Origin of the sequence: Pseudothermotoga lettingae TMO, assembly GCF_000017865.1 — a bacterium.
Taxonomy (GTDB): domain Bacteria; phylum Thermotogota; class Thermotogae; order Thermotogales; family DSM-5069; genus Pseudothermotoga_B; species Pseudothermotoga_B elfii.
Genome location: NC_009828.1, coordinates 55,001 through 79,776, shown reverse-complemented (window position 1 = coordinate 79,776; position 24,776 = coordinate 55,001). Strand labels below are relative to the sequence as shown.

Below are 24,776 nucleotides of genomic sequence, written 5' to 3'. Positions count from 1 at the left end.
TCAGGTGTTCACTCCTTCATATAACCAGCAACTGACAGATCTTTGCTCGTATAAGATCACTGGTGGTTCTTTTCGAGAACAAATAGGTAATTTTCTGGAACATCTCGGGTGAAATCTGCAACCCTCAGGTGGATTTGTAAGATCTGGGATATTTCCCGGTATTGCCATGAGTTTTGTGCCTCGTTCATTTGCTCCGGGTATAGAGTTGATTAACCCTGCTGTATATGGATGAAGAGGGTTTCTAAAAAGATCAGTTGTTGGTGAGATTTCACAGATCTTTCCAGCATACATGACAATTATTCTGTCAGCAATCTGGGAAATTACACTCAAATCATGGCTTATAAAAAGTATAGACGTTCTTGATTTCTCTTTCAGTTTTTTGAAGAGCTGTATTATCTGTGCCTGAATAGTAACATCGAGGGCCGTAGTTGGTTCATCTGCTATCAAAAGTTTTGGGTTGCAGAGAACCGCCATTGCGATCATTGTTCTTTGCCTCATTCCACCACTATATTCAAATGGGTATCTATCGATCATTTTTTCAGGATCTGGGATGCCAAGTTCCTGCATGACCCGTATAACTCTTTCCATTGCTTCTCTGTAATTCAAGTTGTAGTGTTCTTGAAGCACCTCGGTTAACTGCTTCCCTATTTTGATATTTGGATTTAGTGAATTCATTGGATTCTGAAAAACCATGCTTATTTTTGTCCCTCTTGGATGTTTGTTGATCGCCAAGAGGTCCAGGCCTTCGAAAATGATTTTTCCTCTGATTATGCGCCCCTGAGGCGCAGGAACAAGATTCATTATTGCAAGAGCTGTCACGCTTTTTCCAGAACCGCTTTCTCCAACAAGCCCGACGCACTCATTTTCCATGACGCTAAAAGAGATACCATCAGGTGCTCTGAGTTTTGAATTTGATATTCTAAATTCAACAGCGAGATCTTCCACTGTTAGAAGAGATTTCAAAAATCCCTCCTCCTTTGAGAAAAATATTCCTTGATTTCTGTTAGAAGTTCTTTGTTTGAAGAAATATCATAAATCGTAAAAGCAAGTGCTTTCGTCGCCCGGATCATCGCTTTATAGCCGTATTCGGAATTGGCAGCCTGTGCGAACTCTCTTGTGTGTGTTGGTATATCTTTGCCATCTGTAATGTTTATATACCCATGGATCGCTGGAACAATTTGTGTCACGGCCCCCATGTCGGTCGATCCGACTCCTTGTTCATAAGTTCTCGACGTTACTTTCTCACCCAGTAATTTGTAGTTTTTTTCAAGAGTGTTTGCCAAGGGAACGTTGACATAAACTTCGGGCATCTCTTCTTCGACAGTGATTTTATTTTTACATCCACTCATCGCGGACGCTCCCTGAACGAGAAGCCTTAATTTGTCTTCAAGAAAGTTTACTTCTTCCATTGTCAGAGCTCTAATTCCAATTTCCGCAGATGTGTATTCAGGTATCGTGTTAAAAGATTGTCCACCATTGGTTATGATCCCGTGGATTCTTACTTTCTCGGGAAGCTGCTGGCGGAGAAGGCCTATGGAGCTAAAGAGGAGTATCATTGCGTCAAGTGCGTTAATTCCCTTTGATGGGTCAGCAGCGGCATGTGCAGATTTACCAAAAAATTCTATCTTATATCTTTTTATCGCGTAAGCTATGTCATAACCTGTGCTCATCGATGCTGGATGTATCATCATAGCGACATCGATATCATCGAAAATTCCAGCTTTTATGAGATCTTTTTTGCCTGCTCCGTGTTCTTCAGCAGGACAGCCAATCACCATCAATGTAAAATCTATATTTTTCACAGCATTTTTGAACCCCACCGCCGCACCACAGCTCATTACGCCTATCATGTTGTGCCCGCATGCATGTCCAACAGCGGGAAGTGCGTCGTACTCAGCCAGCAAGGCTATCTTTGGTTTTTTCTCACCTATTTTTGCCACAAAAGATGTTTCAAGACCTCCAACGCCTCTTTCAACAGTGAAGCCATTGTTTTCCAGAAAATCTGACAGGAGTCTGGATGACTTTTTTTCCTGGTAAGAAAGTTCAGATAGCTCGAATATCTTTTTCGACATTTTAACCAGTTCTTCTTTTATAGAGTCGATTTGCTTTGAAATGACTTCTTTCAAAATCATCACCTTCCTTATGTTTTCAGTCTTGGATCGAGTGTATCGCGCAAACCGTCGCCAAGTAAATTGAAACCAAGGCAGGTTATCAAGATAGCAAGTCCGGGAAAAATAGCCATATGTGGAGCTGTCTGAAGGTAATTTTTTGCCTCGGAAAGCATGCTACCCCACGAAGGAGTTGGTGGCTGTATGCCAAGCCCAAGAAAACTCAATGTAGCTTCACTTATTACAGCGCCAGCGAAATTCAAAGAGGAATATATAATAAGCGTCGGTACTATGTTGGGCAGAACATGATGAAAAATTATCCATAAATTTGATGCCCCCATCGATCTTGCTGCTAAAATAAACTCCTCGTTTTTTACATTGATCACGGAGCTTCTAACAACTCTTGAAAAACTTGGTACCATTACGATACCAATTGCAAGCATTGCGTTGAACAATCCAGGACCGAGAACAGCCATCATAGCTATGGCAAGAAGCACATATGGAAATGACAGCAACGCATCAGTAAACCTCATTATCAGAGCATCAAGAAATCCACCAAAAAACCCTGATACCACGCCGAGAAGAGTGCCGATCAGTGAGCCTATTCCAACGGCTATCACACCAACCATGAGAGAGATACGACTTCCGTAGATTATTCTCGAAAAGATATCTCTTCCATAATCGTCTGTTCCAAGAACATGTCCACCCTCTCCTGGTTTAGCGAAAATGTATGAAAAATCCATTTCATCAATACTGTGAGTTGCTATTAACGGTGCAAAAATTGCCGCAAAAATGTTTACTATAATAATTATGAGCCCAAAAATTATTTGCTTGTTCGGAACTCTCACCCTGTAACACCTCTGTAGGTCTGTCTGACCTTCGGATTTATAAATGCGTAAGTTATATCGACAGCAAGATTAACAAAAATGTACATCATTGCTGTGAAAAGAACTTCTCCCTGTACAAGCATATAATCCCTCCGAAAAATGCCATCGACCATCAATTTTCCCAGACCAGGGAGTGCGAAGACTGTTTCTGTTAAAACAGCACCTGCCAGGAGGTTTCCAAGTTGAAGTCCGATAACTGTTATGACAGGTATAAGGGCATTTCTCAAAGCGTGCCTGTATAATATGAGATGTCTTCTCAAGCCTTTCGCGTACGCTGTTCTTATGTAATCCTGGTTTAAAACCTCGAGCATACTTGATCTTGTGAATCTCGCGATTGTTCCTGTCGAAAGTATTCCCAGAGCCAGAGATGGAAGAATAAAATGACTCAATCCATCCCATATACTCTTTGAGAAATCTCCCGTACCAACTGCTGGAAGCCATCCAAGTTGAAGTGAAAAGATGATTATCAAAACCATTCCAAACCAGAATATTGGAATCGATATACCTATCAAGGATAAAGAAGTTACGAGTAAGTCGACAAACGAATTATGTTTAATTGCTGCGAGTATTCCAGCCGGAATACCAATGACGATAGCTATAAATAATGCGCAAATGCTTAAAATAATCGTTGTGGGTAATCTTTCAAAAATTAGCGATAGCACGTCTTGTCTATACACTAACGATGTTCCAAGATCGCCGGTTAGAATCCTTTTCAAGTACAGGAAAAATTGAACAATAACCGGTTTATCTAATCCAAGTTGTTGTCTGAATCGTGCAATATCTTCTGGTCCAGCCTGAGGACCAAGCAATACCATCGCTGGATCTCCCGGTATCATCTTCATTATGAGAAACACTGTCAAAATTACAAAAAATAACGTTGGAATAGCTTGCAGAAGCCTTTTTATGATGTATTTTGTCATGTTACCCTCCAGGAAATCCAAGAGCGCAAAAGCGCTCTTGGGATTTTACTGTTCAACCCACACGTTTGTTCCAGGGGCGTAGAGGCGTATTGTCATATCTGGAGAAGGTTTATAACCATGAACTTTCTTGTTTACTCCATTAACAACTAATTTATGCCAGAGTGGAAAATAGTACATATCTTTCATGATGAGTTCTTCTGCTTTTCTATAATATTCTGTTCTTTCGTTTTGATCTACAGAAGATTCTCCAAGCTCTATGTATTTATCAACTTCTGGGTTGTTGTATCCTCCACCGTTGCCATATGTGCCCTTTCTGGATGAATGGAACATGTAGAATATAAAAAATTCGGGATCTGGGTACCATGTCCAGCCAATTGTATATGCGTCTGCCTCCCCTTTAGAAGTCGTGGCGGTAAATGCTCCCCACTCAAGGGATTGAACTTCGATATCAAAGCCAATTTTTTTCAACATTGACTGGATGATCACAGCAGCTTTCCTTCTATTGGGGTCTTCCGGGGTATATATAGTCAATTTGACCGGTTGATTTTCGTATCCTGCTTCTTTCAATAACTGCTTTGCTTTTTCTGGATCGTAATTCGGATAGAATGATTTCACATTCGGATTGTATGCCCATGATCCAGTTGGAATAGGCCCGTAGGCAGCTTCAGCGGTGCCATTGGGAAAGATTACTTTCACGAGCTGCTGGACATCTATTCCTCTAAAGAAGGCTTCTCTTACCTTTTTGTCTGTTGTGGGACCCTTTGAAGAATTGAGATATACTGCATAAACGTTACAACCTCCAACCATTATAGGGTCAACATTTGGATTTGATTTGACTTTTGGTATGTCCTGATCTAAGATGTCGCTTGTTATATCCACTTCTCCACTCAAGAGTGCAACGGTTAAAACTGATTTATCGGGAATGAATTTGTAAACAATTTGTTTGAGGTATGGCTTTTCATCCCAGTAATCTTCATTTCTTTCGAAAACCATATGACTGTCCTTTACCCATTCTACAAGTTTGAATGGACCAGTTCCAACAGGGTGAAGTGTGAATTCTTCGCCCCAGCCTTCACACTCTTCTTTCGGAACAATAGCGGCCCCAATATCTGTTAAAACTGTTAGGAATGGAGCGTAGGGATATTTAAGTACAATTTTTACTGTGTATCTATCTATTACTTCTACTTTTTCAACCATATAGAGTCTCACCATAGGAGAGATAGATATTTCTCTTTCAAAGCTGTATTTTACATCCTCAGCGGTTACCTCTCGACCATTCTGGAATTTTCCCTTTTGAAATCGGACGCCCTTTTTGAGCTTGAATGTCCATTCCTTTAAATCGGCGCTTACTTCCCAGGATTCTGCAATTAACGGGTGGATTTCTTTTACATCTGCATCGTAAGCAACAAGAGTTTCAAAGACATTTCTCATAACCTGGGCCGAAGCCAGATCCTGATACATGGCAGGATCCATTGTTGTAGGATTTTGATCAGACCCAACACGTATCACAGAGTTGTAATTTGGCGATGCAAATATTGCAACGGATAGAACCACTGCAAAAAGAAAAGCTGCCAGTTTCCTCATACCAATCCCTCCTTTAAGATATCAGACACCTCAGATAATTTCCCAGAATTCTCCTTGCACTTATAACTATTCCTTTTGTTAGATCTTTGAAAAATTTTTCGTGTTGAAGTGAAAATCCGATACAATCTAAATACACTAACTGTTCATCTCTCAGATCAAAGCTGGTTGCTTTCATCTGTGGTTTATACGGTGAAAAAGCAATACACGAAAGCCTGTTTGATATATTATTCCATCTCTTAATTGCATTTTCCCGCTGATCTTCTTCGGGTACTACAACTGTCATTTTATCAAGTTTCGGCAAGGCTTTGAAAAAAGATCTGACTACTCTGTAAGGAAGAATCAATCTATCGTTCTCGAAATCATCTGTACACAACAAAATGCCAAGATCGTTCAATTTGAGATTTGCTAAGCGCTCACTAACCCATTTGTGCGATACATATGCAATACTCCCATCGCGTTTTCTACTTACAAGAATGTCTTGCGAATTTAATGGTGTGTATAGTCTTGAATCAACGTTATCTATCAGACCTATTTCTCTATAAGAAATGTTTCGTTTACCTATTATATCTATAAGTTCGGGGACAACATCATCTCTTGGGCTTTCTCCAATTGTTATGAATAACATGGTATCCCTCCTGAGTTTTGATTAATTATACTAAACACATTATAGCTATGTCAATAGAAAATTCTTTTCTCACAAAGGGTTATAATAAAATTCATGCAACTTTTTTTGGAGGTCGACAGAACGTGAGCATAATTTATTTAATGCCGGGCATTTTCATAGGAATCATCCTTGGTGCAAATGATGCGGCGAGTATATTTGGACCACTTGTTGCTGTTGGATCTGTTCGTTATAGGACTGCGAGCATCTTTAGTGCGATCTTTGTTATTCTCGGGGCTACAGTTGGTGGGGCAAATGGCCTGGAGACACTTAACACATTGACTGTTCTTGAACGAGATCAGAGCGCCGTAGCGACTCTGGCTGCTGCTCTGACTGTTATTTTAATGATATTAATCAAGGCTCCCGCATCTGTTTCTCAAGCTGTTGTTGGTTCACTCATTGGTGTTGCCTTTTTGAACGGCGCGGAGACTATCAGGTGGGATATATTGATAAAAATTGTTGCAATATGGATTATAACGCCTTTATCGGCGATTTTAATATCTTTCAGTTTATACAGATTGGTTGCGTATTTTTTCAGAAAATTGAAGAATGTACGAGTTCAAGATCTTGTATTACAGTATGCTAACCTGATGGCACTGTGCTATAGTGCTTATTCTCTTGGTGCAAACAATGTTGCGAATGTCGCCAGATCATTTGTCACAGGCGAGTCAAATCTTGTTGTAGCACAGTTGCTTGGGGGTGTTTCCATAGCCATAGGTATTATGTTTTTCAGCAAAAGGATGACTTTTGTCATAGGAAAAAGTATAATAGTACTGGATCATTTTTCGTCACTTATTTCTGGACTTGCATTGGCAACAAATGTTTTTGTTTTCTCCATGGTAGGAGTTCCAGTCTCTGCAACACAGTCGGCAATAGGTTCTGTTGTTGGGACCGGAATGAGCAGAGGTCAGCGATTGAGCAGTAGAAAGACAAAGATCAAGATAATTTTAGGACTCGTTTTGACGCCCTCTGTCTCAGGGATAATCAGTGTATTGCTCCATTTAATACTGAGAGGAGGTTAATATGGGCTGGATTACAGGAAAGAAAGAACAGGAGATTATAGCAAAAGTTATGAACCATCTGGATATGATAAGTGTCGAACTTTCTGAGCTGAGAAAATTGGTGGAAAAATACTTGAATCACGAGATAGATGAAATTGATCAGTGTGCAGAAAAGGTAAGATATTATGAGCATCAGGCGGACATAATTAGGCGAGAAGCGGAAACATCGATGTATAGTGGCGCATTCTTGCCTAACTTTAGGGGAGATTTGCTTGGTGTCATAGAATCGGTTGACAAAGTTGCGAACAGGGCAGAGTATGTTGCAGATATACTTGAGCTCGAACATCCTGTTATACCAGATGTACTCAGCTCTCAATTGATGAAACTTCTTGACATTTGTATCGAAACATATGAGGCTTTGAAGATTGCAATTGGAGATTTATTTGAAGATCTCGAAAAAGTTAAAGAGCACGTTTTGCTTGTTGAACAAAAGGAACATGAAGCGGACAATGTTGAACGATGTTTAATAAAGCAAATATATAAGCTCGATATCTCACATGGTCATAAATTTGAATTGAAAGAGTTGGTTCAAAGCATTGCCGACATTTCAGACCGTGCTGAAGATTGCTCAGACAGAGTGGAAGTTGTTTCCATGAAAAGGAGGGTATGATTTGTCTGAAATTGGTGAACAGTTTCAAAAGCTGGTTTCCATAATGCAAAAATTGAGATCGCCAGATGGATGTGAGTGGGATAGAGAACAAACACACCATAGTTTGAAGCCTTATCTTGTCGAGGAAGTTTTTGAACTAATTGAAGCAATTGATCAGTCAGAAGATGAGAAATTGAAAGAAGAACTCGGTGATGTATTACTTCAGGTGATTTTTCACTGCCAGATAGCTTCTGAAAGAGGTGCTTTCAATATATCAGATGTTGTAACATTTTTGAGTGAAAAACTTGTCAGGAGGCATCCTCATGTTTTTTCAGATAGTCCCGGATATTCTTATGAGCAGTGGGAGAGGATCAAATCGAGTGAAAAAGGCGAGCAAAAATCATCGGCAATAGGGAGATTGAATCATGCGCTTCCTGCCCTCAGCCTTGCCAGGAGAATTCAGGAAAATGCTGCGGCAGTTGGTTTTGATTGGCCGGATATCTCCGGTGCAATGGAAAAAGTAAAAGAAGAGGTGGGAGAATTAGAGGATGCAATTAAATCGGAAGGGAGGCAAGAACTCGAAGAGGAACTTGGTGATTTGCTTTTCGCGGTCGTAAATATCGCGCGTTTTCTTCAACTTGATCCAGAAATCGCTTTGAGAAAGTCAACAAGAAAATTTGTGGAGAGATTCCAGATGGTTGAAGAGTTTGTACGGGAGAGAAAGCTTGATTTAAAAAAGCTTTCTCTTGATCAACTTGATGAACTCTGGGAAGAAGCGAAGGGAGGAAAAATAAAATGAGAAAAGTTTTTATGTTTGGCTTGATTTTGATTCTGTCATTGGTGGCTATTGGTCAGGAAACTCAGCCTGCTACAGCAGTAGTTGCTGAGGTTAATGGTGTTGCTATTACTATGGAAGAACTAAACAGGGAAGCGAATGTGGATAGATTATTATCTCAAATTCAATCAGTGGATGCCACATTTTATGATGTTCTGGTTAACACCTCTGAAGGTGTTAATTTATTGCTCAGATATAAAAGAGAAGTTTTAAATAACCTGATAGACCAGGTTTTGATCAAGCAGATTGGCGAAAAAATGGGAGTAACTGTTTCAAAAGATAATATCGAAAATATGGTTTCAACAGAATTGAACAAAACACTTACCCAATATGGAATGACTGAAAGTGATCTTGATTGGTATCTCAAGCAAGCTGGACTTGGTGATATAAACTCTTTTAAAGACAGACTCAGATGGATTTTCACAGTTCAGCAGACAGTTTCATTGATTCAGCAGCAGGTTACCTCCTCGGCAACAGTGACAGAAGAAGAGGCAAGGCAATTCTATGAACAAAACAGAGAATATTTTGCTGTTGAAGAAGCGGCAAAATTATTGCGCATAACAGTTGATTCAAAAGAGAAAGCAGATAAAGCTTTGGAAAGAATCAGAGCTGGAGAGGAATTTTCTCAGGTTGCAAGTGATGTTTCAACCGATCCTCTGTCTAAGGGGAAGGCTGGAGATCTTGGTTGGGTAGAACGTGGCAGTGGCCTGATATCTGAAGAAATCGAAGAAAAGATTTTCGTAAGTCCGAAGGGTGCTATACTTGGTCCATTGCAAACCAGTGTAGGTTGGGAAATATATAGAATTATTGACAAAAGGCCCAAAGGATATGAGAATTTTGAAGATGTAGTGAACGATATCTATCAGCACTTAATACAGCAGAAGGCTCAGCAATTGTGGCAGACTTGGATCAATGAACAATTTATTCCTTTCAAAAATTCAAGTGTTATAAACATCTATTTGCTAAGCGAGGGAGGACAGGAAGATCAATGAATTTCAAAACTTTGACAATGCAATGGACAGGAAATTCACTAATTCTTGTGGATCAGCGAAAATTGCCTCATGTTGTTAATTATGTTGAGTGTAAGAGCTATGCTGAAGTAGCACGGGCGATCAAAGATATGGTCGTCCGTGGAGCTCCTGCTATAGGAGCCACCGCGGCTTTTGGTTATGTTCTTGGAGCAAAAGAGGCTGCAACTCTTAAAAATCAGAATTTTATCGACGTTATGAAAAATGTGTACGATGTACTTGCATCGACTCGACCAACGGCTGTTAACCTGTTCTGGGCGTTGAATCGAATGGAAAAGTGTGTAGACTTGTCAAAAGCTGTTGATGAAATTCTTGAAGATCTTGAAAAAGAAGCGATAAAGATAGCAGAAGAAGATATCAGGATAAACAAAACTATAGGAACACATGGGCAAACTTTGTTGAAAGATGGCTGCGCTGTTTTAACTCATTGCAATGCAGGAGCTTTAGCGACGGTAGATTATGGCACAGCCCTTGGAGTTATAAGGGCGGCTGTAGAATCTGGAAAGAAGATAAAGGTATACGTAGATGAAACAAGACCATATTTGCAGGGAGCCCGGTTGACAGCCTGGGAATTGCTTGAAATTGGTGTTGAAACAATTTTAATAACAGATAATATGGCTGGCTGGGTTATGAAGCAGGGGAAGATCGATGCCGTTATCGTTGGAGCTGATAGAATAGCAGCGAATGGCGATGTTGCTAACAAGATAGGTACTTATTCGGTGGCAGTACTTTCAAACCAGCATGGTATACCGTTTTATGTCGCAGCTCCTACATCGACGATAGATATTAAAATAAAAAATGGAAGCGAGATACCCATAGAAGAGCGTTCTCACGATGAGGTAACCCATGTTCACGGGGTGAAAGTTGCCCCGGATGGTGTGGCAGTATATAATCCTGCTTTTGATGTGACAGAGCATCAATTAATAACAGCTATAATAACTGAAAAAGGAATTCTGAGGCCTCCTTATAAAGAAAATATAGCAAAGTTGTTTGGAGGATAGTGATGTGAGAATTAATCCTCTTGAAGATGGTAAGTTTAGAAGTTCTGAAGTTAAGAAAAAAAAGAAAATCAAATTCAAATCAAGTTCTGCCGTGAGGAGCATGGATAGCACAAGTTTTTTCGAAGTGCTTGAAGAAGCTGAAGAAGAGAAACTTGACGAATTGCTTGAAAGACTTATAAGACAGGTTGTAAAATCGGGAAACAATCTCGTCAGATCGCCAACGCAGGAAAATTTCAGATCTTATCGTGAGAGCATTAAAGATTTTTTGAAAGTAATTGAGAAAAAGCTCTACAAAATTGGAAAACAACTTTCCAGTGTTGATTTGCATCTAATTGTTCAAGAAGTTGATAACAGATTGGAGAAAATAGCCGCGGAGTTATTTGAAGCTGAAAGAGGTGCTATTTTGTTGTCTGCGAGAGTTCAGGAAATATACGGTTTATTAATGGATTTATACAGGTGATTACAATATGGAAAAATTGCTGAGCACGGTTAAGGATTTTTTGATTCGGAATATTGGTTCCTCGGTGTGCTTAAAGTCACGGGACGAATCTTTACTGAAATGGACCTGTGAGCAAGTCATCAGGGAAGTTACGAACGAGTTTTTAGAATTTGAGGCGCCAGGTATAGATGATATAAGATATATGTCACAGTTTCTCTATACATCATCTTCTGATGGTTATAAAATTGTGATCATCCACCGTGCAGACAGAATTTTGCATGAAGCGGCAAATTCAATGCTCAAAATTTTGGAGGAACCACCTGTCTACTCTGAGATAGTTCTTACAAGCGCAAAATATACTGACCTTTTACCAACCATTAAAAGCAGGGTAAAAGTGTTTAATGTTGCCATAGACAGGCAGATATTGAATAACCTGGAGAGAAAAAAAGCCAGCCTGGTGAAACCTGATCTTATCTTGAGCTTGGCTGAAAATGATTTTGAAGTACTCGATTTTGTTATGAAATCAGATCAATTTCCACAAAACAATGATTTTGATCCCAAGGCGATATGTAATATCTTTTCAAAAGAGGAGATATCTGCTGCTGACAAAGTGTCAGCAATTCTGATGATCGATGATCTCTATGAGAAATTGTCACTGGTGAGTGAAGAAACACTGGTCAAGTTTTATGATGACATGATGAGCAATCTCAGTAGAGCTGATCTTAACCGCACGATAGTACATTTGTGCCGCCTGTTGCAAATTGTGGCAGAGTATAGAGGATGTACAGAATTGTCTTTATTCAAGTGGATTGACTCGATATTGACAAACCGTTTGATGAATTTCAATGGAACGTTGACTTTGCTTAACCTGTTTCTCGTGATTAGAGAAAACGCAAAGAGGTGATGATCTGTGTCAATGATAGCAATTGTTTATGCTATAGAGATATTTCCAAAGGGGAAATTGTTTTATTATTCTGAAAATGGTGAAGACATAAAACCGGGAGATCTTGTCCTCGTTATGACAGAATTCGGTCCGGACGTTGGCAAGGTAATAAAAGGGCCAGATGAAATGGGAATAGAGGAGATTGGATCGGAATTAAGGCCAGTAATGAGAAAATTAACCGAGGAAGATACGAAAATCTATAGCGAAAATCTCAAAGATGCCGAGCAGGCGATGCAAATATGCCTTGAAAAGATAAAAGAGCATAATTTGCCCATGAAGCTTCTCCATACCCGGTATATGTTTGACAGATCAAGGCTGGTTTTTTTCTTCAGTTCCGAAACAAGAGTGGATTTCAGAGAACTGGTAAAAGACCTTGCCAGAATTTTCAAGACGCGTATAGAACTCAGGCAAGTTGGTGTAAGAGATGAGCTGAAATTCATAGGTGGTTTAGGTTTATGCGGGCGTCCCACTTGCTGCAGCACTTTCTTGAGAGAATTCGATAGTATAACCCTGAAACATGCAAAATGCCAGCAGCTCATGATAAATACCGCGAAAATATCCGGAGCTTGTAGAAGATTGCTGTGCTGTTTGATGTACGAATATGATTTTTACGAAGAAGCTCTTGCTGATATTCCATCAGAGGGAGAAACTATAATCTATGAAGCAAAAAATTGCAAAGTTCAGTCGATAGATGTTTTCAAAGAAAAAGTTCTGGTAATTTCTGAGGAGGGAGAGATGATTAACTTACCCTTTTCGTATTTCAGGGGTGATGCGCGTGATCCAGATAAGTAGGATACTCATTGTCCTCGGCTTGATACTGATAATCGTGGGTTTTTCCATTTATTTGATAGGGCGTTTTACCCCCCTTGGGAGGTTGCCGGGTGATATAGTAATAAAGCGGGAAAGATTTGTTTTTTACTTTCCACTCACGACATGTTTGCTGATTAGTGCCACTTTAACATTGATATTTTTGTTAATATCGAAATTTTGGAAATAAAATAATCAAAGGAGGATAGTTTCATGAAGACATTTAATAAGCATGATATCAAAAAACTCAAACAGATAGCACGCCTTTGCCGCGGTGATATACTTAAAATGACATATGTAGCTAATTCAGGTCATCCGGGAGGATCGATGTCCTCTCTGGAGATTTTTTTAAGTGTTTTTTCATTTGCAAATCTTAATCCTGATAATCCTTATGACCCCTTGAGAGATCGTGTTGTAGTTAGCCATGGCCACACATCACCAGGGGTATATTCAGTTCTGGGCAGGCTCGGATTTGTAGACATAGATCAGGTTATAGCTGGTTTCAGACACCATTCGAGTATCTTTGAAGGACATGTAACCCGTGGCATTCCTGGTGTCGAATGGACTACAGGAAATCTGGGACAGGGCTTGTCAGCTGGAGTGGGATTTGCATTGGCCGCTAAAATGAAGGAGCAGGATTACCATATTTTTGTGGCAATGAGCGATGCGGAACAGGCAAAAGGACAGGTAGCTGAAGCTCGCCGGGTTGCAAAAAAATACGGGTTGAGTAATCTGACTGTTGTTATAGATTACAATGATGCCCAGATTTCTGGAAGAGCAAGAGACGTAATGCCGGTTAATATCAGAAAAAACTACGAAGCAGATGGGTGGAGAGTTCTGGAAGTTGATGGTCATGATATAGAACAGCTTTTGCATGCACTTTCACAGGCTGTTGAAGATAAAGTCAATCCTGTTGCTATACTGGCACACACTATTATGGGCAAAGGTGTGTCGTTCATGGAAAATGATGTTTCTTATCATGGGAAACCTCTCGATAAAGAACAACTTGAGAAAGCTCTGAATGAACTTGGCATTGATAACGATGTGGAGAAATATATGAAGATGCGTGCTCAGCTTGGTAATCAGAAACATGAACCATTCCATCTGGAGTATCCTGTAAAAATAAAAGTTCCAGCTGGCAGAACTTACACAACCAAAACTGATAATCGGAGTGCTTTTGGAAATGCTTTATTGGATTTAGTAAAAGAGAACAGGAACTCTGAAACACCTGTAGTAGCTGTAGATTGCGACCTTGCAACATCTGTAAAGCTTGACGGGGTTCAGAAGTACGTTCCAGAAAGATTTTTAGAGCTTGGTGTTCAGGAACATAATGCGGCAGCTGTTGCAGGAGCACTTTCTGCAGATGGTGTGGTGACCTTTTTTGCTGATTTTGGAGTGTTTGGAGTAAGTGAGACGTATAATCAGCACAGATTGAATGCTATAAACCACACCAATTTGAAAGTTATTGTGACTCATTGCGGTTTAAATGTAGGGGAGGACGGAAAAACTCACCATGGACTTGATTACATCTCTGCACCTGCAAATTGGCTGGGTTACAAAGTTATCGTACCGGCAGATCCCAATCAAACCGACAGGGTTATTCGCTACATTGCATCGGTATATGGAAACTACCTGGTAGCCATGGGCAGGGCAAAAATGATGCCTATCGTTGATGAAAATGGCAAGTTGTTTTTTGCGGATAACTATCGTTTTGAATATGGAAAGATAGATATTCTCAGAAAAGGAACAGATGTGACTGTTGTGACATGTGGATCTGTTGTGCCAAATGTTGTCGAGGCTGCGGATAAATTGAGAGGTAAGGTAAGCGTTCTGAATGTGTCATGCCCGCTTGATCTTGACGAGCATGTGTTGAGAGAATATGGACACGGGAAGAAAATCTTGGTTGTTGAGGATCATGTTGCGACACTTGGATTAACATCTCTTCTGGCAAAATTTTTCTTGCAGAAAGGGATAATTCCTTCAAGTTTTGAACAAATTGCTATTCAAGAGCATGCAGTTTCAGGATCTTACGAGGCTCTATATGAAATCTATGGACTCAGCTCTACTAAGATTGCCGAAAAGCTGGGTCAGATGATCAGTTGAACAAAGAAGAGGCAAAAATTTTGATAGATTTCATGGAGAAAATAGGATACAGATTTTATGAGCCAGAGCTTTTGTACAATGCCCTCTGTCATTCCTCATATGCTCATGAGCAAAAACAACGCGGGCGAAAAGATGTTGAATCGAATGAAAGACTGGAGTTTCTGGGTGATGCTGTTATTGATTTACTGCTTGCAGAGTATTTATATTTAGAGTTTCCAGAAGCATCAGAGGGAGTTATGGCAAAGGTTAAAGCAGCAATTGCAAGCGAGGAAGCTTTAGCTCAGATAGCTCGGGATATAAATCTGGGAAGATATATGTTTTTGGGACGCGGAGAAGAAGTTTCAAGCGGCAGAGAGAGAGATTCACTGCTTGCCGACATGCTTGAAGCTGTTGTAGCTGCAGTGTATATAGATGGTGGCCTGACAGCAGTAAAAAAGGTATTTCTTTCTTATTTTGCAAAATATGCAAAAGAAGTTGTTGAAGGGAAAATAGTGTTTGACTACAAGACTTCTTTGCAGGAGATTACTCAGGCGAGATACAGAAAATTACCTGAATATGTTCTTGTTAATGAAAAAGGCCCATCTCATATGAAAAAGTTTACTGTAGAACTGCGCCTATCTGGAAAATTGATAGCTGTTGGCGAGGGACCTTCAATAAAAGAAGCAGAGAAGGAGGCAGCACGCAGAGCTATTGAGAAACTCAAAGGTGATTGATATGAAAATCGTTCCTGTTTTTTTACCTCAAATGGGTTGTAAAAAAAGATGTTTGTTTTGCGACCAGAGATCTGCAACAGGTTTTTCTCAGTTGCCATCGATTGAAGAGCTTAATAAGATGATTAATAAGTATATTGCCCCAGACGAACGGTTTGAAATAGCTTTTTATGGCGGGACCTTTACGGCTCTCCCTGTTTTGTTGCAGAAGCGATACCTTGCCTGGGCAGATGAGTACATAAGAAAAAATGTTTGCGATGGAATAAGAATATCTACACGACCTGATGAGATCAATAAAGAAAATCTGATATTTTTAAAGAAAAACGGTGTGAAATTTGTCGAACTCGGAGCTCAATCTTTTTGTGATGACGTGCTGCATGAGTCTGAGAGGAATCATAGCAGTAAAGATATTGAAAAAGCCTGTACACTTCTTAAGGAATTAAAAATAGATTTTGGATTGCATTTAATGATCGGTTTACCAGGTGATGAGAAATGGAAAGATCTTTTCAGCAGCTGGAAAACTGTAGAAAATGGCGCAAAAACATGTCGCTTACATCCTACAATAGTTTTAAAAGGAGCGCCGTTAGAGTCCCTTTATCTGGATGGCAGATACAGAGCTGTAAGACTTGATGAAGCAATTGATATATGTTCAGACATGATGGCTATACTTGAGTCAAACAATGTGAAGGTTATCAGAATAGGCTTATTCGTTCCAGATGAACTGATGAAAAATATTGTGGCCGGGCCTTATCATCCAAGATTTGGTGAGCTTGTAAAAGGAGAGCTCTTGAAAAAAGTGGTGAAATTTGTCGATCCAGAGTTATTAATTTACACAGAAAAGCAAGCGAGTATTGTAAGAAATCTGGATGTGAAAGCAATTGCTGGAAGAGAATTGGGTTTTGTTGTCAACAAACGGTTTGTTTCGTGGAAAGATGCCTTGAAAGAATATGTGTCAGGAGGTGTGGAGGATGTTCGAGCAATTGAGAGAACAGGCACTTCGAGAAATCAATGCAGCAACCGATCTTCAACAACTTGAAAAAATAAGAGTATCTCTTCTGGGTAAAAAAGGCACTATTACCGAACAGATGAAAAATATAGCCAGCCTTCCTGTTCATGAAAGACCGGGGGCTGGTAAGATCCTGAATGAACTCAAAGATGCTGTTCAGCGTGCTATAGAACAGAAAAAGGAGATGTTAAAAAAGATAGAAAGTCAAATAATCGCCAGAAAGTACTGGGTAGATGTGACTCTCCCGGGTGCGCGGAGAAATGTTGGTCACAGACATCCTATATCATTGATGCTTGAAGAGATAGAAAGCATCTTCGTATCAATGGGCTTTAAAGTAGTTGAAGGTCCCGAGATAGAAGATGTATGGCACAATTTTGATGCTTTGAATACTCCAGAGTGGCATCCTGCGAGAGACGAACATGATTCTTTTTATATAAATGATCTACTTCTTAGAACGCACACTTCTCCGGTTCAGATTAGAACAATGATGTCAGCAAAACCACCTATCGCAATTATATCACCAGGGCGTGTTTACAGGAGAGATTATGATGCGACACATCTTCCCATGTTTACCCAGGTTGAAGGTTTGTATGTGGATGAAAATGTGTCGGTTGGTCACCTGAAATACACATTGGAGAGATTTGCCCAGATGGTTTTTGGAAGCGAAAGAAAAATACGGCTGAGACCAAGCTTTTTCCCATTCACTGAGCCAAGCTTTGAGGTAGATGTCTCATGTGGCATCTGCAATGGAAAAGGATGTCAGGCCTGTGGATACACTGGTTGGCTTGAAATTCTTGGTGCTGGTATGGTTCATCCCAATGTTTTCAAAAGTGTTGGTTATGATTCGGAAAAATGGACCGGTTTTGCTTTTGGAATGGGTGTTGAGCGTATAGCGATGCTCAAATATAACATCAAAGATATAAGGGATTTTGTAAAAAATGACAAGAGATTTTTAGAAAAATTCTGATGGAGGGATGAAATGTGCTTGTAGCTACAGAATGGCTCAGAGAATATGTTGATATAGACTGGACAGATGAAGAAATAGCGTCAAAGCTTACTATAGCTGGATTGAATGTTGCAAATGTAATTGATTCACCTATAAGAGGAAAAATTGCTTGCGGAATAGTGCATGAAGTGTCTCCTCATCCCTGCTCAGAAAAGCTTCATGTATGTAAAGTTTTTGATGGTGACAGCGTTCATACAACAATCACTTCGGACATGAATATTTGCAAAGGCACAAAGGTTCCTGTAGCTTTCCCTGGCACAACCCTGTCAGATGGAAGAATAGTTGAGGCAATGGATATAAAAGGTATTACGTCTGAAGTAATTATGTGTTCTCTACAGGAACTTGGGCTTGAGGAAAAATCGGAGTGTGTTTATCAGATAAGAGAAGAAATACCTGTAGGAACAGATCTAATAAGATACTGGAAGCTTGACGGCAAGGTTCTTGATATAGAAATAACTCCCAATAGGCCGGATTGTCTTGGGGTTATCGGTGTTGCAAGAGAAATGGCTGTTCTATCTGGCAGACCTTTGAAAAAACCGTCTGTTGATTATACAGAATCCGATAAACCGGTGAATGATATGGTGAGTGTATCGATAGAGGATGTGGATGGATGCCCGCGTTATTGTGCCGCTTTTATGGAGTCAGTGAAGGCAGTTTCAAGCCCGGTGTGGATGCGGCGTAGACTCATGTCTGCAGGTATCAGACCGATAAATTCGATTGTCGATGCGGCAAATTATGTAATGCTTGAGACAGGTCATCCTGTTCATACTTTCGATTATTCGAAAATTTCCAGCGGACGGATTGTTGTTAGAAAAGCAAATAAAAGCGAGAGAGTTCTTCTGCTTGATGAAAGAGAATACTCACTGCATGGTATAGAGACACTAATAACGGATGGGGAAAAAGTTCTGGCAGTTGGAGGTGTTATGGGAACTGCAGATTCAGGTGTATCAGACAAAACTGATTCACTCCTTCTTGAAGTTGCTTATTTTAACCCTGTGAGAATTCGCAAAACCTCCAGAAGTATGAATATAAAATCTGATGCGTCTTATAGATTTGAAAGAGGTGTTGATCCAAATGATGTTGATTTTGTGATGAAGCGTTTAATAAAGGTTATTGAGGAGACTTCAGGTGGAGTAGCAGCAAGGGGATTTGTGGATAAGTATGTTCACAAAATTCCACCAAGGACAGTTTTTTTAAGAGATTCAAAATTGAGCAGGATTTTAGGAATTGACATCGATCAAAGTTCAGTGGAGCATATTCTATCCGGACTGGATTTTGTTACTGAAAGAATAACTGATGGCTGGAAAGTGCTTATTCCCACTTTCAGACCGGACATTTCTATTGAAGAGGATTTGATAGAAGAAGTTGGGAGAATCTACGGTTATGAAAAAATAGAAGGAAAAATGTTAAGGATACCAGTTAAGAGCACGGGGTTTGGTGAATTACAGAGATTTCGAAAAAAAATCAATCAATTGCTCATAGCGTCAGGGTTTGATGAGAGTATAAATCTGTCTTTTTGTTCTTCTTCTGTTGTAAAAAAACTTGTAAAAATGGAGCCGGTCAGACTGAAAAACCCCCTGAGTGAAGATATGGACTGCTTAAGACCTTCTCTTGTTTTTGGATTGATAGATTCTGTTGCATACAATCTCAAAAGGCAACTCAGGGATGTAAAGCTGTTCGAAATAGCAAAAGTCTACAATTTTGAAAGCGGTACTGTTTGTGAGAGAGAAAAAATAGGGCTTGTAATGACAGGGAAACTGAATGAGGATGATTATACCGATTACCGGACAGTTTCATTACTTAATTTGAAAGGCGTTCTTGATGAGCTGGCGAGCCATCTGTCTGTTCAATTTGAAGTTGCAGAAAAAGAAATGCCTTTCTTCGTTCCCGGGCGCAGCGCTGAAATATTTTTGAATGATAAATCTGTCGGTGTTATGGGGATGCTATCGGGTGATTTTAACGATTTCTATGATTTTAAAGGTGATGTTTATTTTATGGAGCTTGATCTTCAGGTAATTTTTGAAAATCGCAGAATATTCAAACAAATTGGTAATCTCTCAAGTTTTCCATCTGTAAGAAGAGACATATCTTTACTGGCTCCTGTAGGTTTTAATTGTGGAAAGATTGTGTCTCATCTCAAGCAATCCAGCGAATATGTAGAAAAAGTAGGAGTGAGTGATATATACAGAGGAAAAGATATACCACAGGATGTGTTGAGCATTACTTTTTATGTTGTTTACAGAGCCCCGGATCGTTCTCTAACCGATGAAGAAGTCAATGATCTTTTTGAAAAAACGGTTTCAGAAATTGAAACCAGGTTTAATTTGAAAAGGCGATTTTCGTGACACGCTATGAAAATTTATGAATATGATAAAACTTTACCTCTAAATGTTGAAACAATCGATCTTGGTTGCTATTTACTTGTAAGCTTTGATGCTGTGTATGATCCAGCTATTCCTCAATCAAAAAGGGTTTATGTGTATGTTTATAAAGCAAAAAAAGCATGGATGAACCTGATATTTTTGCATGGCATTGGAAATGGAAATATTCCATATTTGTTGTGGTTTGCTGAATATTTTAAATTGCATGGTATAAATACTTTTTTTATGGTACTTCCTTATCACGAAAGGCGTGGAATGCATGGTTGGAAAGGTGGAGAACCATTTTTCTCGCCATCACCATCTTACTGTATCAATAGATTTCACGAGACAGTAAAAGATGTGAGGAGGACTATTGATTATATTGATAGTATTTCAGATTTGCATACATCTATTATGGGATTTAGTTTTGGTGGCATGATAGCGGTAATGTCGCTTGCACTTGATAAGAGGTTGAAGAAAGGTGTTCTGGCTTTTACCGGGGGAGATTGGAGATGGATAAATTGGCACTCACCATATACAGAGGAGCTCAGAAAAAACTACAGATTGAATGGGAATGAATACGGGTGCCGGGATGAAAATGATTGCTTAAAAAATAGAGATGCTATGAAAAATTTGAAAAAGCCTGATTCGCTTGATGACATTTTTCTTTTATCCCCCAAATGCTTTCATTATGATCCGTGTTTATATGGAATGTTCGTTAATCAGGAAATTCTTTTCTTCAGGGGAATTTTTGACAGAATAATCCCATTAAGAAGTTCAGAAGCGTTGTTTAAAAGCCTCCCTAAGGTAAAAAAAATAGTCCTGCCTTGTGGTCACAGATCTTCTTATTTTTTCAGAAAGTTCATAGCGAATAGAGTAATCAAATTTTTGAAAAACACACCGAATCCCCTTATTTAGAAGTACCTCTTTAGAAATACCTCTGTTACATTTTATACGAATTGTTGACATATCTTCATCGTGGTGTATAATTTTTTTTCGGACGCCATTTTAGGTAGTCCAAATCATATAATTTTTTCACAGGGGGTGAACCCATGAAGGGTAAAAGCAGGTACTTGTTGATGTTTGTTGCTTGCGTGATTCTGGCAGGGTCACTTATAGCAGCACCAAAGTATACTTTGAAATTCAATCACGTTTTAGGACCAAGCGAACCATATCATGAGGGATTTCTTAAGTGGGCAAAGGCTGTTGAAGAAAGAACAAATGGAAACCTTAAAATTGAGGTTTACCACAGTGCCCAGCTCGGTGTTGAAGAAGATATTCTCGAACAGATAAGAGCAGGTGCAAATATTGGACAAAATACAGATTCAGCAAGGATGGGCATGTACGTTCCACAAATAGCCGTTATGAACGCGGCTTACTTCATTGATTTCATGGGTGCAAAAACACCCGATGAAGTTATTGAAGTGTTGAAAAAGATCAAGGAATCAGATGTTATGAAAAAATGGCTGGACGAACTTGAACAAAAATATGGCTTCAAAGTAGTTTCATTTATGTGGGTTCAGGGGTACAGGCATTTTGTTACAAACAAGCCTATCAGGACTCCTGACGATCTCAAGGGTTTAAGGATAAGAACCCCGGGTGCTCCCATATGGCAAGAATCTATTCGCGCACTTGGTGCACAACCAGTGGCAGTCAATTTTGGAGAAATCTACACAGCTGTTCAAACAAGAGCAGTTGATGGTGCGGAACTTGTTTATGCAAATGTTGTGGCGGGTGCACTTTATGAAGTTTTAAAGTATATGTCGGAGACAGGCCATATTTTGCTGATCAATTTTGAGGTTGTCAGCGCAAAATGGTTCAATAATTTGCCAGAAGAGTATCAACAGATTCTTGTTGAAGAATGTGATAGAGCTGGTATTGAAACATCGTTGAAGATAATGAAAGAGCTTGAGGAATCCTTCAAGCAACAAGCTGTCGAAAAGGGTATTGAAGTTATCACAGATGTTGATAAAGAGGCTTTTATGAAGGCTGCTGAAAAAGCGTATGAGAAACTTGGACTTGTAGAGGCAAGAAATGCTCTCATGGAGGCTATAAAGGTTAAGTAATGAAAGGATACTCCTTTTATCATGAAGGGCCCAGCTCTTTTATTGGGTTGGGCCTTTGACCTATGTATGAATGCAGAGGTGGTAAAAGATGCGGAAGATTGATGAGTTTTTGCTTAAGTTTGAGAAAAATGCAGCAAAAATATTGATTCTGGTTATGGTGATACTGGTTTTTGCATCTGGAATAATGAGATTTTTGAGATATCCAATAAATTGGGCAGTTGATATGAGCACATTCATGTTTGCCTGGGCATGTTTTTTTGCAGCTGATGTTGCATGGCGTGAGGGAAAGATGATGACGGTTGATTTATTTGTTAAAAGGCTTTCTCGAAAAGTACAGAAAATTCTCAGACTTGCCAATTATTTTATTATTGCGGCTTTTTTGATTTATTTAGTAATATGGGGATTTTATCTTTCTTACACGACTCGTTTCAGAACTTTCGTTGGTATTCCAAATTTCAGTTATACGTGGGTTACATTGAGTATACCAATAGGAGCGATATTGATGCTGAGGACTACTTTTTTAAAAATAAAAAGTGAGTTTGCCGAAAACAAAGAAAGGGCCAGCACTGAGGGGGAAGATAAATGATAATAGTTATAATAGCTTTCATAATCTTTCTGGCAATAGGCATGCCTGTTGCTTTTGCCATAGGAATATCGGGTTTTCTATGGTTTTTGCAGCATCTGGATTTACCTGTAACTATTCCTATACAGCTGGCACTCTCCCAAACCCAAAGTTTCACACTGCTCGCAATTCCCATGTTTATTTTCGCTGGAAATGTTATGAACAGCGCGGGCGTGACGGGAAGATTGATGAATTTGGCGTCTGCTTTGACCGGACATATGAGAGGTGGTCTCGGCCAGGTATCTGCTGTTTTATCCACCTTGATGGGTGGTGTTTCCGGTTCAAGCATCGCGGATGCAGCTATGGAAACAAGAATGCTCGGCCCTGAAATGTTAAAGAGAGGTTATCCAAAGGGTTTTGCAGTTGCAGTAAATGTGTGGACTTCTCTCATTACTCCTATTATACCTCCAGGGATCGCTTTTATTATTTATGGAACAATTGGCCAGGTTTCTGTCGGTAGGCTTTTTGCGGCGGGCATTGTTCCTGGTTTACTTCTGATGGTTGTTTATATGATTGCAATATGGGCAGCTGCGAAGAGAATGGGATTGCAACCGGAGAGAGAAAGACGTGCTTCCAGTAAAGAAATAGCATCCGCCTTTTCAAAAAGTATATGGTCGGTGATTTTTCCGATCTTGCTCATCCTGGGTCTCAGAACAGGTATATTTACACCATCTGAAGTTGGGTCTTTTGCTGTGATCTATGGCCTGATCGTTGGATTTTTGATTCATAGAGAATTGAATCTTAAGACATTGTTTAAAGAGACTCTGGATAACTCCATAGGAGATATAGGTAGCGTGATGTACATAATTGTCATGTCAGCTATCTTTGGGTATGGTCTTGTTTGGGACAGAATCCCCGAAGTACTTGCAAATTTTCTGCTTGGCATAAGCAGCAATCCTTATGTTTTGCTTTTGATGATTATGATATTTTTGATTTTTGCTGGTTTGTTCATAGATGCCACAGCTTTGATATTGATGACCACGGCTGTTTTCCTTCCTGTAGCGAGAAAAATAGGCATAGATCCAGTTTATTTTGGGTTAGTGTTCATACTATCAGCAGCTCTGGGTAATCAGACACCGCCCGTCGGAGCCTCTATGTATGCAGGATGTTCAGTTCTGGGTGCGTCAGTAGAAGAATATGTCAAAGCATCCATACCATTCTTTGTTGCCACTATTGCTGTCATTGCATTATTGGTATTTTTCCCGCAGCTTGTTTTGTTTATACCCGATTTGCTGTTCAGATAAGGAGGTAGTGAGATGAATTTTAAGGGAAAGGTTGTTTTAATTACAGGAGCCGGTTCTGGTATAGGGAGAAAAGCTGCTATGATGTTTGCCGAAAGAGGTGCTAAGGTGGCGATAAACGATGTTTCGGAAGAAAAGGGAAATGAAACGGTCGAGATGATCAAAAATCAGAATGGTGAAGCAATTTTTGTTTTTGGGGATGTTTCCAAAGATGCAGAAAAGATAGTCGAAAAAACAGTTGAGGTTTTTGGAAAAATTGATATACTGGTTAACAATGCTGGGATAGTGCCTTATGGAAACGCTGAAGAAACCTCTGATGAAGAATTTCAAAAGACAATAGATATAAATGTGAAAGGACCATTTTTACTATCGAAGCACGCCGTAAAGTATATGAAAGAGCAGAGATCTGGCGTCATAGTTAACATTGCTTCAGAGGCAGGTTTAATTGGTATTCCTCGCAGGTGTGTTTACAGCATTTCAAAGGCAGCTTTGCTCGGTTTGACAAGATCTTTTGCTGTTGATTATGTTCAATATGGAATAAGAGTGAACGCCATTTGCCCTGGTACAACCTACTCTCAAGGACTCGCTGAAAGAGTCAGGTCATCTGCGAATCCAGAAGAAACTATGAATAAAATGGTTTCACGAATTCCCATGAAACGTCTTGGTAAAGAAGAAGAAATCGCGTTTGCAATATTGTTTGCAGCCTGTGATGAGGCATCTTTTATGACAGGCAGTTTTATAAACATTGACGGAGGATCTACAATGGTGTAATTTTACATTAAGCTATTAAATAGAAAAT

At 39.6% G+C, this 24,776-nt stretch carries 25 protein-coding genes; 19 read left to right on the top strand and 6 right to left on the bottom strand.

The annotated features are described in order from the left end of the window. The 6 genes from TLET_RS00390 to TLET_RS00365 are packed head-to-tail and all read right to left on the bottom strand — an operon-like array spanning position 1 to position 6,124. A complete protein-coding gene (locus tag TLET_RS00390; protein WP_012002128.1) occupies positions 1–963 on the bottom strand; it encodes an ABC transporter ATP-binding protein in 963 nt (320 codons plus the stop codon). Then, positions 960–2,132: a M20 family metallopeptidase gene (locus tag TLET_RS00385; RefSeq protein ID WP_012002127.1), complete on the bottom strand. Its 1,173-nt coding sequence runs from the start codon at positions 2,130–2,132 to the stop codon at positions 960–962. The genes TLET_RS00390 and TLET_RS00385 overlap by 4 nt, the downstream gene beginning before the upstream one ends. 8 nt (positions 2,133–2,140) lie before the next feature. Next, the gene (locus tag TLET_RS00380; RefSeq protein ID WP_012002126.1) at positions 2,141–2,956 is read right to left on the bottom strand and encodes an ABC transporter permease; all 816 of its coding nucleotides are present in this window, start codon (positions 2,954–2,956) and stop codon (positions 2,141–2,143) included. Next, positions 2,953–3,915, bottom strand: a complete 963-nt coding sequence (locus tag TLET_RS00375) for an ABC transporter permease (protein ID WP_012002125.1) — start codon at positions 3,913–3,915, stop codon at positions 2,953–2,955. The genes TLET_RS00380 and TLET_RS00375 overlap by 4 nt, the downstream gene beginning before the upstream one ends. A gap of 45 nt (positions 3,916–3,960) precedes the next feature. Beyond that, positions 3,961–5,499 (bottom strand): ABC transporter substrate-binding protein, encoded by a 1,539-nt coding sequence (locus TLET_RS00370; RefSeq protein WP_012002124.1) that lies wholly within the window; start codon positions 5,497–5,499, stop codon positions 3,961–3,963. A 13-nt stretch (positions 5,500–5,512) separates the two neighbouring features. Further along, a complete protein-coding gene (locus TLET_RS00365) occupies positions 5,513–6,124 on the bottom strand; it encodes an AroM family protein (RefSeq protein WP_012002123.1) in 612 nt (203 codons plus the stop codon). 122 nt (positions 6,125–6,246) lie between these two features. On the opposite strand from TLET_RS00365, the gene TLET_RS00360 reads away from it, so the two are divergent. The 19 genes from TLET_RS00360 to TLET_RS00270 all read left to right on the top strand — a co-directional run bounded on the left by TLET_RS00360 (position 6,247) and on the right by TLET_RS00270 (position 24,748). After that, positions 6,247–7,182: an inorganic phosphate transporter gene (locus TLET_RS00360; RefSeq protein WP_012002122.1), complete on the top strand. Its 936-nt coding sequence runs from the start codon at positions 6,247–6,249 to the stop codon at positions 7,180–7,182. Between the two features lies 1 nt (position 7,183). Continuing rightward, positions 7,184–7,831: a TIGR00153 family protein gene (locus TLET_RS00355; RefSeq protein WP_012002121.1), complete on the top strand. Its 648-nt coding sequence runs from the start codon at positions 7,184–7,186 to the stop codon at positions 7,829–7,831. Position 7,832: 1 nt separating this feature from the next. Further along, positions 7,833–8,609, top strand: coding sequence for a nucleoside triphosphate pyrophosphohydrolase (mazG, locus tag TLET_RS00350; protein WP_012002120.1), 777 nt, complete (start codon positions 7,833–7,835; stop codon positions 8,607–8,609). Continuing rightward, positions 8,606–9,637 carry a peptidyl-prolyl cis-trans isomerase gene (locus tag TLET_RS00345; protein WP_012002119.1) on the top strand — a complete coding sequence of 344 codons (1,032 nt, stop codon included), beginning with the start codon at positions 8,606–8,608 and terminating at the stop codon, positions 9,635–9,637. Before mazG ends, TLET_RS00345 begins: the two co-directional genes overlap by 4 nt. Then, complete coding sequence (gene mtnA / locus TLET_RS00340) at positions 9,634–10,674, top strand: S-methyl-5-thioribose-1-phosphate isomerase (protein WP_012002118.1); 1,041 nt, start codon at positions 9,634–9,636, stop codon at positions 10,672–10,674. The genes TLET_RS00345 and mtnA overlap by 4 nt, the downstream gene beginning before the upstream one ends. Positions 10,675–10,678: 4 nt before the next feature. Continuing rightward, on the top strand, positions 10,679–11,134 hold the full coding sequence (locus TLET_RS00335) for a YaaR family protein (protein ID WP_012002117.1): 456 nt from the start codon (positions 10,679–10,681) through the stop codon (positions 11,132–11,134). Between the two features lie 7 nt (positions 11,135–11,141). Beyond that, positions 11,142–12,017, top strand: a complete 876-nt coding sequence (locus tag TLET_RS10605; protein WP_012002116.1) for a hypothetical protein — start codon at positions 11,142–11,144, stop codon at positions 12,015–12,017. A 12-nt stretch (positions 12,018–12,029) separates the two neighbouring features. Continuing rightward, complete coding sequence (locus tag TLET_RS00325) at positions 12,030–12,848, top strand: PSP1 domain-containing protein (protein WP_012002115.1); 819 nt, start codon at positions 12,030–12,032, stop codon at positions 12,846–12,848. Then, a complete protein-coding gene (locus TLET_RS00320; protein WP_028843579.1) occupies positions 12,826–13,053 on the top strand; it encodes a DUF2905 domain-containing protein in 228 nt (75 codons plus the stop codon). The genes TLET_RS00325 and TLET_RS00320 overlap by 23 nt, the downstream gene beginning before the upstream one ends. Before the next feature lie 23 nt (positions 13,054–13,076). Further along, positions 13,077–14,966: a transketolase gene (locus tag TLET_RS00315; protein WP_012002113.1), complete on the top strand. Its 1,890-nt coding sequence runs from the start codon at positions 13,077–13,079 to the stop codon at positions 14,964–14,966. Then, a complete protein-coding gene (rnc, locus tag TLET_RS00310; protein WP_012002112.1) occupies positions 14,963–15,679 on the top strand; it encodes a ribonuclease III in 717 nt (238 codons plus the stop codon). The genes TLET_RS00315 and rnc overlap by 4 nt, the downstream gene beginning before the upstream one ends. Further along, on the top strand, positions 15,657–16,712 hold the full coding sequence (locus TLET_RS00305; protein WP_144313054.1) for an elongator complex protein 3: 1,056 nt from the start codon (positions 15,657–15,659) through the stop codon (positions 16,710–16,712). The genes rnc and TLET_RS00305 overlap by 23 nt, the downstream gene beginning before the upstream one ends. Beyond that, complete coding sequence (pheS, locus tag TLET_RS00300; RefSeq protein ID WP_012002110.1) at positions 16,645–17,649, top strand: phenylalanine--tRNA ligase subunit alpha; 1,005 nt, start codon at positions 16,645–16,647, stop codon at positions 17,647–17,649. The genes TLET_RS00305 and pheS overlap by 68 nt, the downstream gene beginning before the upstream one ends. 14 nt (positions 17,650–17,663) lie before the next feature. Beyond that, complete coding sequence (gene pheT / locus TLET_RS00295; RefSeq protein ID WP_012002109.1) at positions 17,664–20,033, top strand: phenylalanine--tRNA ligase subunit beta; 2,370 nt, start codon at positions 17,664–17,666, stop codon at positions 20,031–20,033. 6 nt (positions 20,034–20,039) lie between these two features. Beyond that, positions 20,040–20,966: an alpha/beta hydrolase family protein gene (locus TLET_RS00290; RefSeq protein WP_012002108.1), complete on the top strand. Its 927-nt coding sequence runs from the start codon at positions 20,040–20,042 to the stop codon at positions 20,964–20,966. Between the two features lie 134 nt (positions 20,967–21,100). Further along, on the top strand, positions 21,101–22,114 hold the full coding sequence (locus TLET_RS00285) for a C4-dicarboxylate TRAP transporter substrate-binding protein (protein ID WP_012002107.1): 1,014 nt from the start codon (positions 21,101–21,103) through the stop codon (positions 22,112–22,114). An 88-nt stretch (positions 22,115–22,202) separates the two neighbouring features. Next, positions 22,203–22,700: a TRAP transporter small permease gene (locus TLET_RS00280; RefSeq protein WP_012002106.1), complete on the top strand. Its 498-nt coding sequence runs from the start codon at positions 22,203–22,205 to the stop codon at positions 22,698–22,700. Continuing rightward, positions 22,697–23,980 carry a TRAP transporter large permease gene (locus TLET_RS00275; protein WP_012002105.1) on the top strand — a complete coding sequence of 428 codons (1,284 nt, stop codon included), beginning with the start codon at positions 22,697–22,699 and terminating at the stop codon, positions 23,978–23,980. Before TLET_RS00280 ends, TLET_RS00275 begins: the two co-directional genes overlap by 4 nt. Before the next feature lie 12 nt (positions 23,981–23,992). Then, entirely contained in the window at positions 23,993–24,748 is a 756-nt protein-coding gene (locus tag TLET_RS00270) for an SDR family NAD(P)-dependent oxidoreductase (protein ID WP_012002104.1), read from the top strand. Positions 24,749–24,776: the final 28 nt, after the last annotated feature.

What these genes read in the sequence shown, in the direction of transcription:
- pheS (WP_012002110.1), top strand. Translation starts at nt 16,645, where the DNA reads ATGTTCGAGCAATTGAGAGAACAGGCACTTCGAGAAATCAATGCAGCA.
- mtnA (WP_012002118.1), top strand. Translation starts at nt 9,634, where the DNA reads ATGAATTTCAAAACTTTGACAATGCAATGGACAGGAAATTCACTAATT.
- TLET_RS00355 (WP_012002121.1), top strand. Translation starts at nt 7,184, where the DNA reads ATGGGCTGGATTACAGGAAAGAAAGAACAGGAGATTATAGCAAAAGTT.
- TLET_RS10605 (WP_012002116.1), top strand. Translation starts at nt 11,142, where the DNA reads ATGGAAAAATTGCTGAGCACGGTTAAGGATTTTTTGATTCGGAATATT.
- TLET_RS00320 (WP_028843579.1), top strand. Translation starts at nt 12,826, where the DNA reads ATGCGCGTGATCCAGATAAGTAGGATACTCATTGTCCTCGGCTTGATA.
- TLET_RS00325 (WP_012002115.1), top strand. Translation starts at nt 12,030, where the DNA reads ATGATAGCAATTGTTTATGCTATAGAGATATTTCCAAAGGGGAAATTG.
- TLET_RS00385 (WP_012002127.1), bottom strand. Translation starts at nt 2,132, where the DNA reads ATGATTTTGAAAGAAGTCATTTCAAAGCAAATCGACTCTATAAAAGAA.
- TLET_RS00285 (WP_012002107.1), top strand. Translation starts at nt 21,101, where the DNA reads ATGAAGGGTAAAAGCAGGTACTTGTTGATGTTTGTTGCTTGCGTGATT.
- TLET_RS00280 (WP_012002106.1), top strand. Translation starts at nt 22,203, where the DNA reads ATGCGGAAGATTGATGAGTTTTTGCTTAAGTTTGAGAAAAATGCAGCA.
- TLET_RS00275 (WP_012002105.1), top strand. Translation starts at nt 22,697, where the DNA reads ATGATAATAGTTATAATAGCTTTCATAATCTTTCTGGCAATAGGCATG.
- TLET_RS00315 (WP_012002113.1), top strand. Translation starts at nt 13,077, where the DNA reads ATGAAGACATTTAATAAGCATGATATCAAAAAACTCAAACAGATAGCA.
- TLET_RS00290 (WP_012002108.1), top strand. Translation starts at nt 20,040, where the DNA reads ATGAAAATTTATGAATATGATAAAACTTTACCTCTAAATGTTGAAACA.
- TLET_RS00370 (WP_012002124.1), bottom strand. Translation starts at nt 5,499, where the DNA reads ATGAGGAAACTGGCAGCTTTTCTTTTTGCAGTGGTTCTATCCGTTGCA.
- TLET_RS00365 (WP_012002123.1), bottom strand. Translation starts at nt 6,124, where the DNA reads ATGTTATTCATAACAATTGGAGAAAGCCCAAGAGATGATGTTGTCCCC.
- TLET_RS00345 (WP_012002119.1), top strand. Translation starts at nt 8,606, where the DNA reads ATGAGAAAAGTTTTTATGTTTGGCTTGATTTTGATTCTGTCATTGGTG.
- TLET_RS00270 (WP_012002104.1), top strand. Translation starts at nt 23,993, where the DNA reads ATGAATTTTAAGGGAAAGGTTGTTTTAATTACAGGAGCCGGTTCTGGT.
- TLET_RS00375 (WP_012002125.1), bottom strand. Translation starts at nt 3,915, where the DNA reads ATGACAAAATACATCATAAAAAGGCTTCTGCAAGCTATTCCAACGTTA.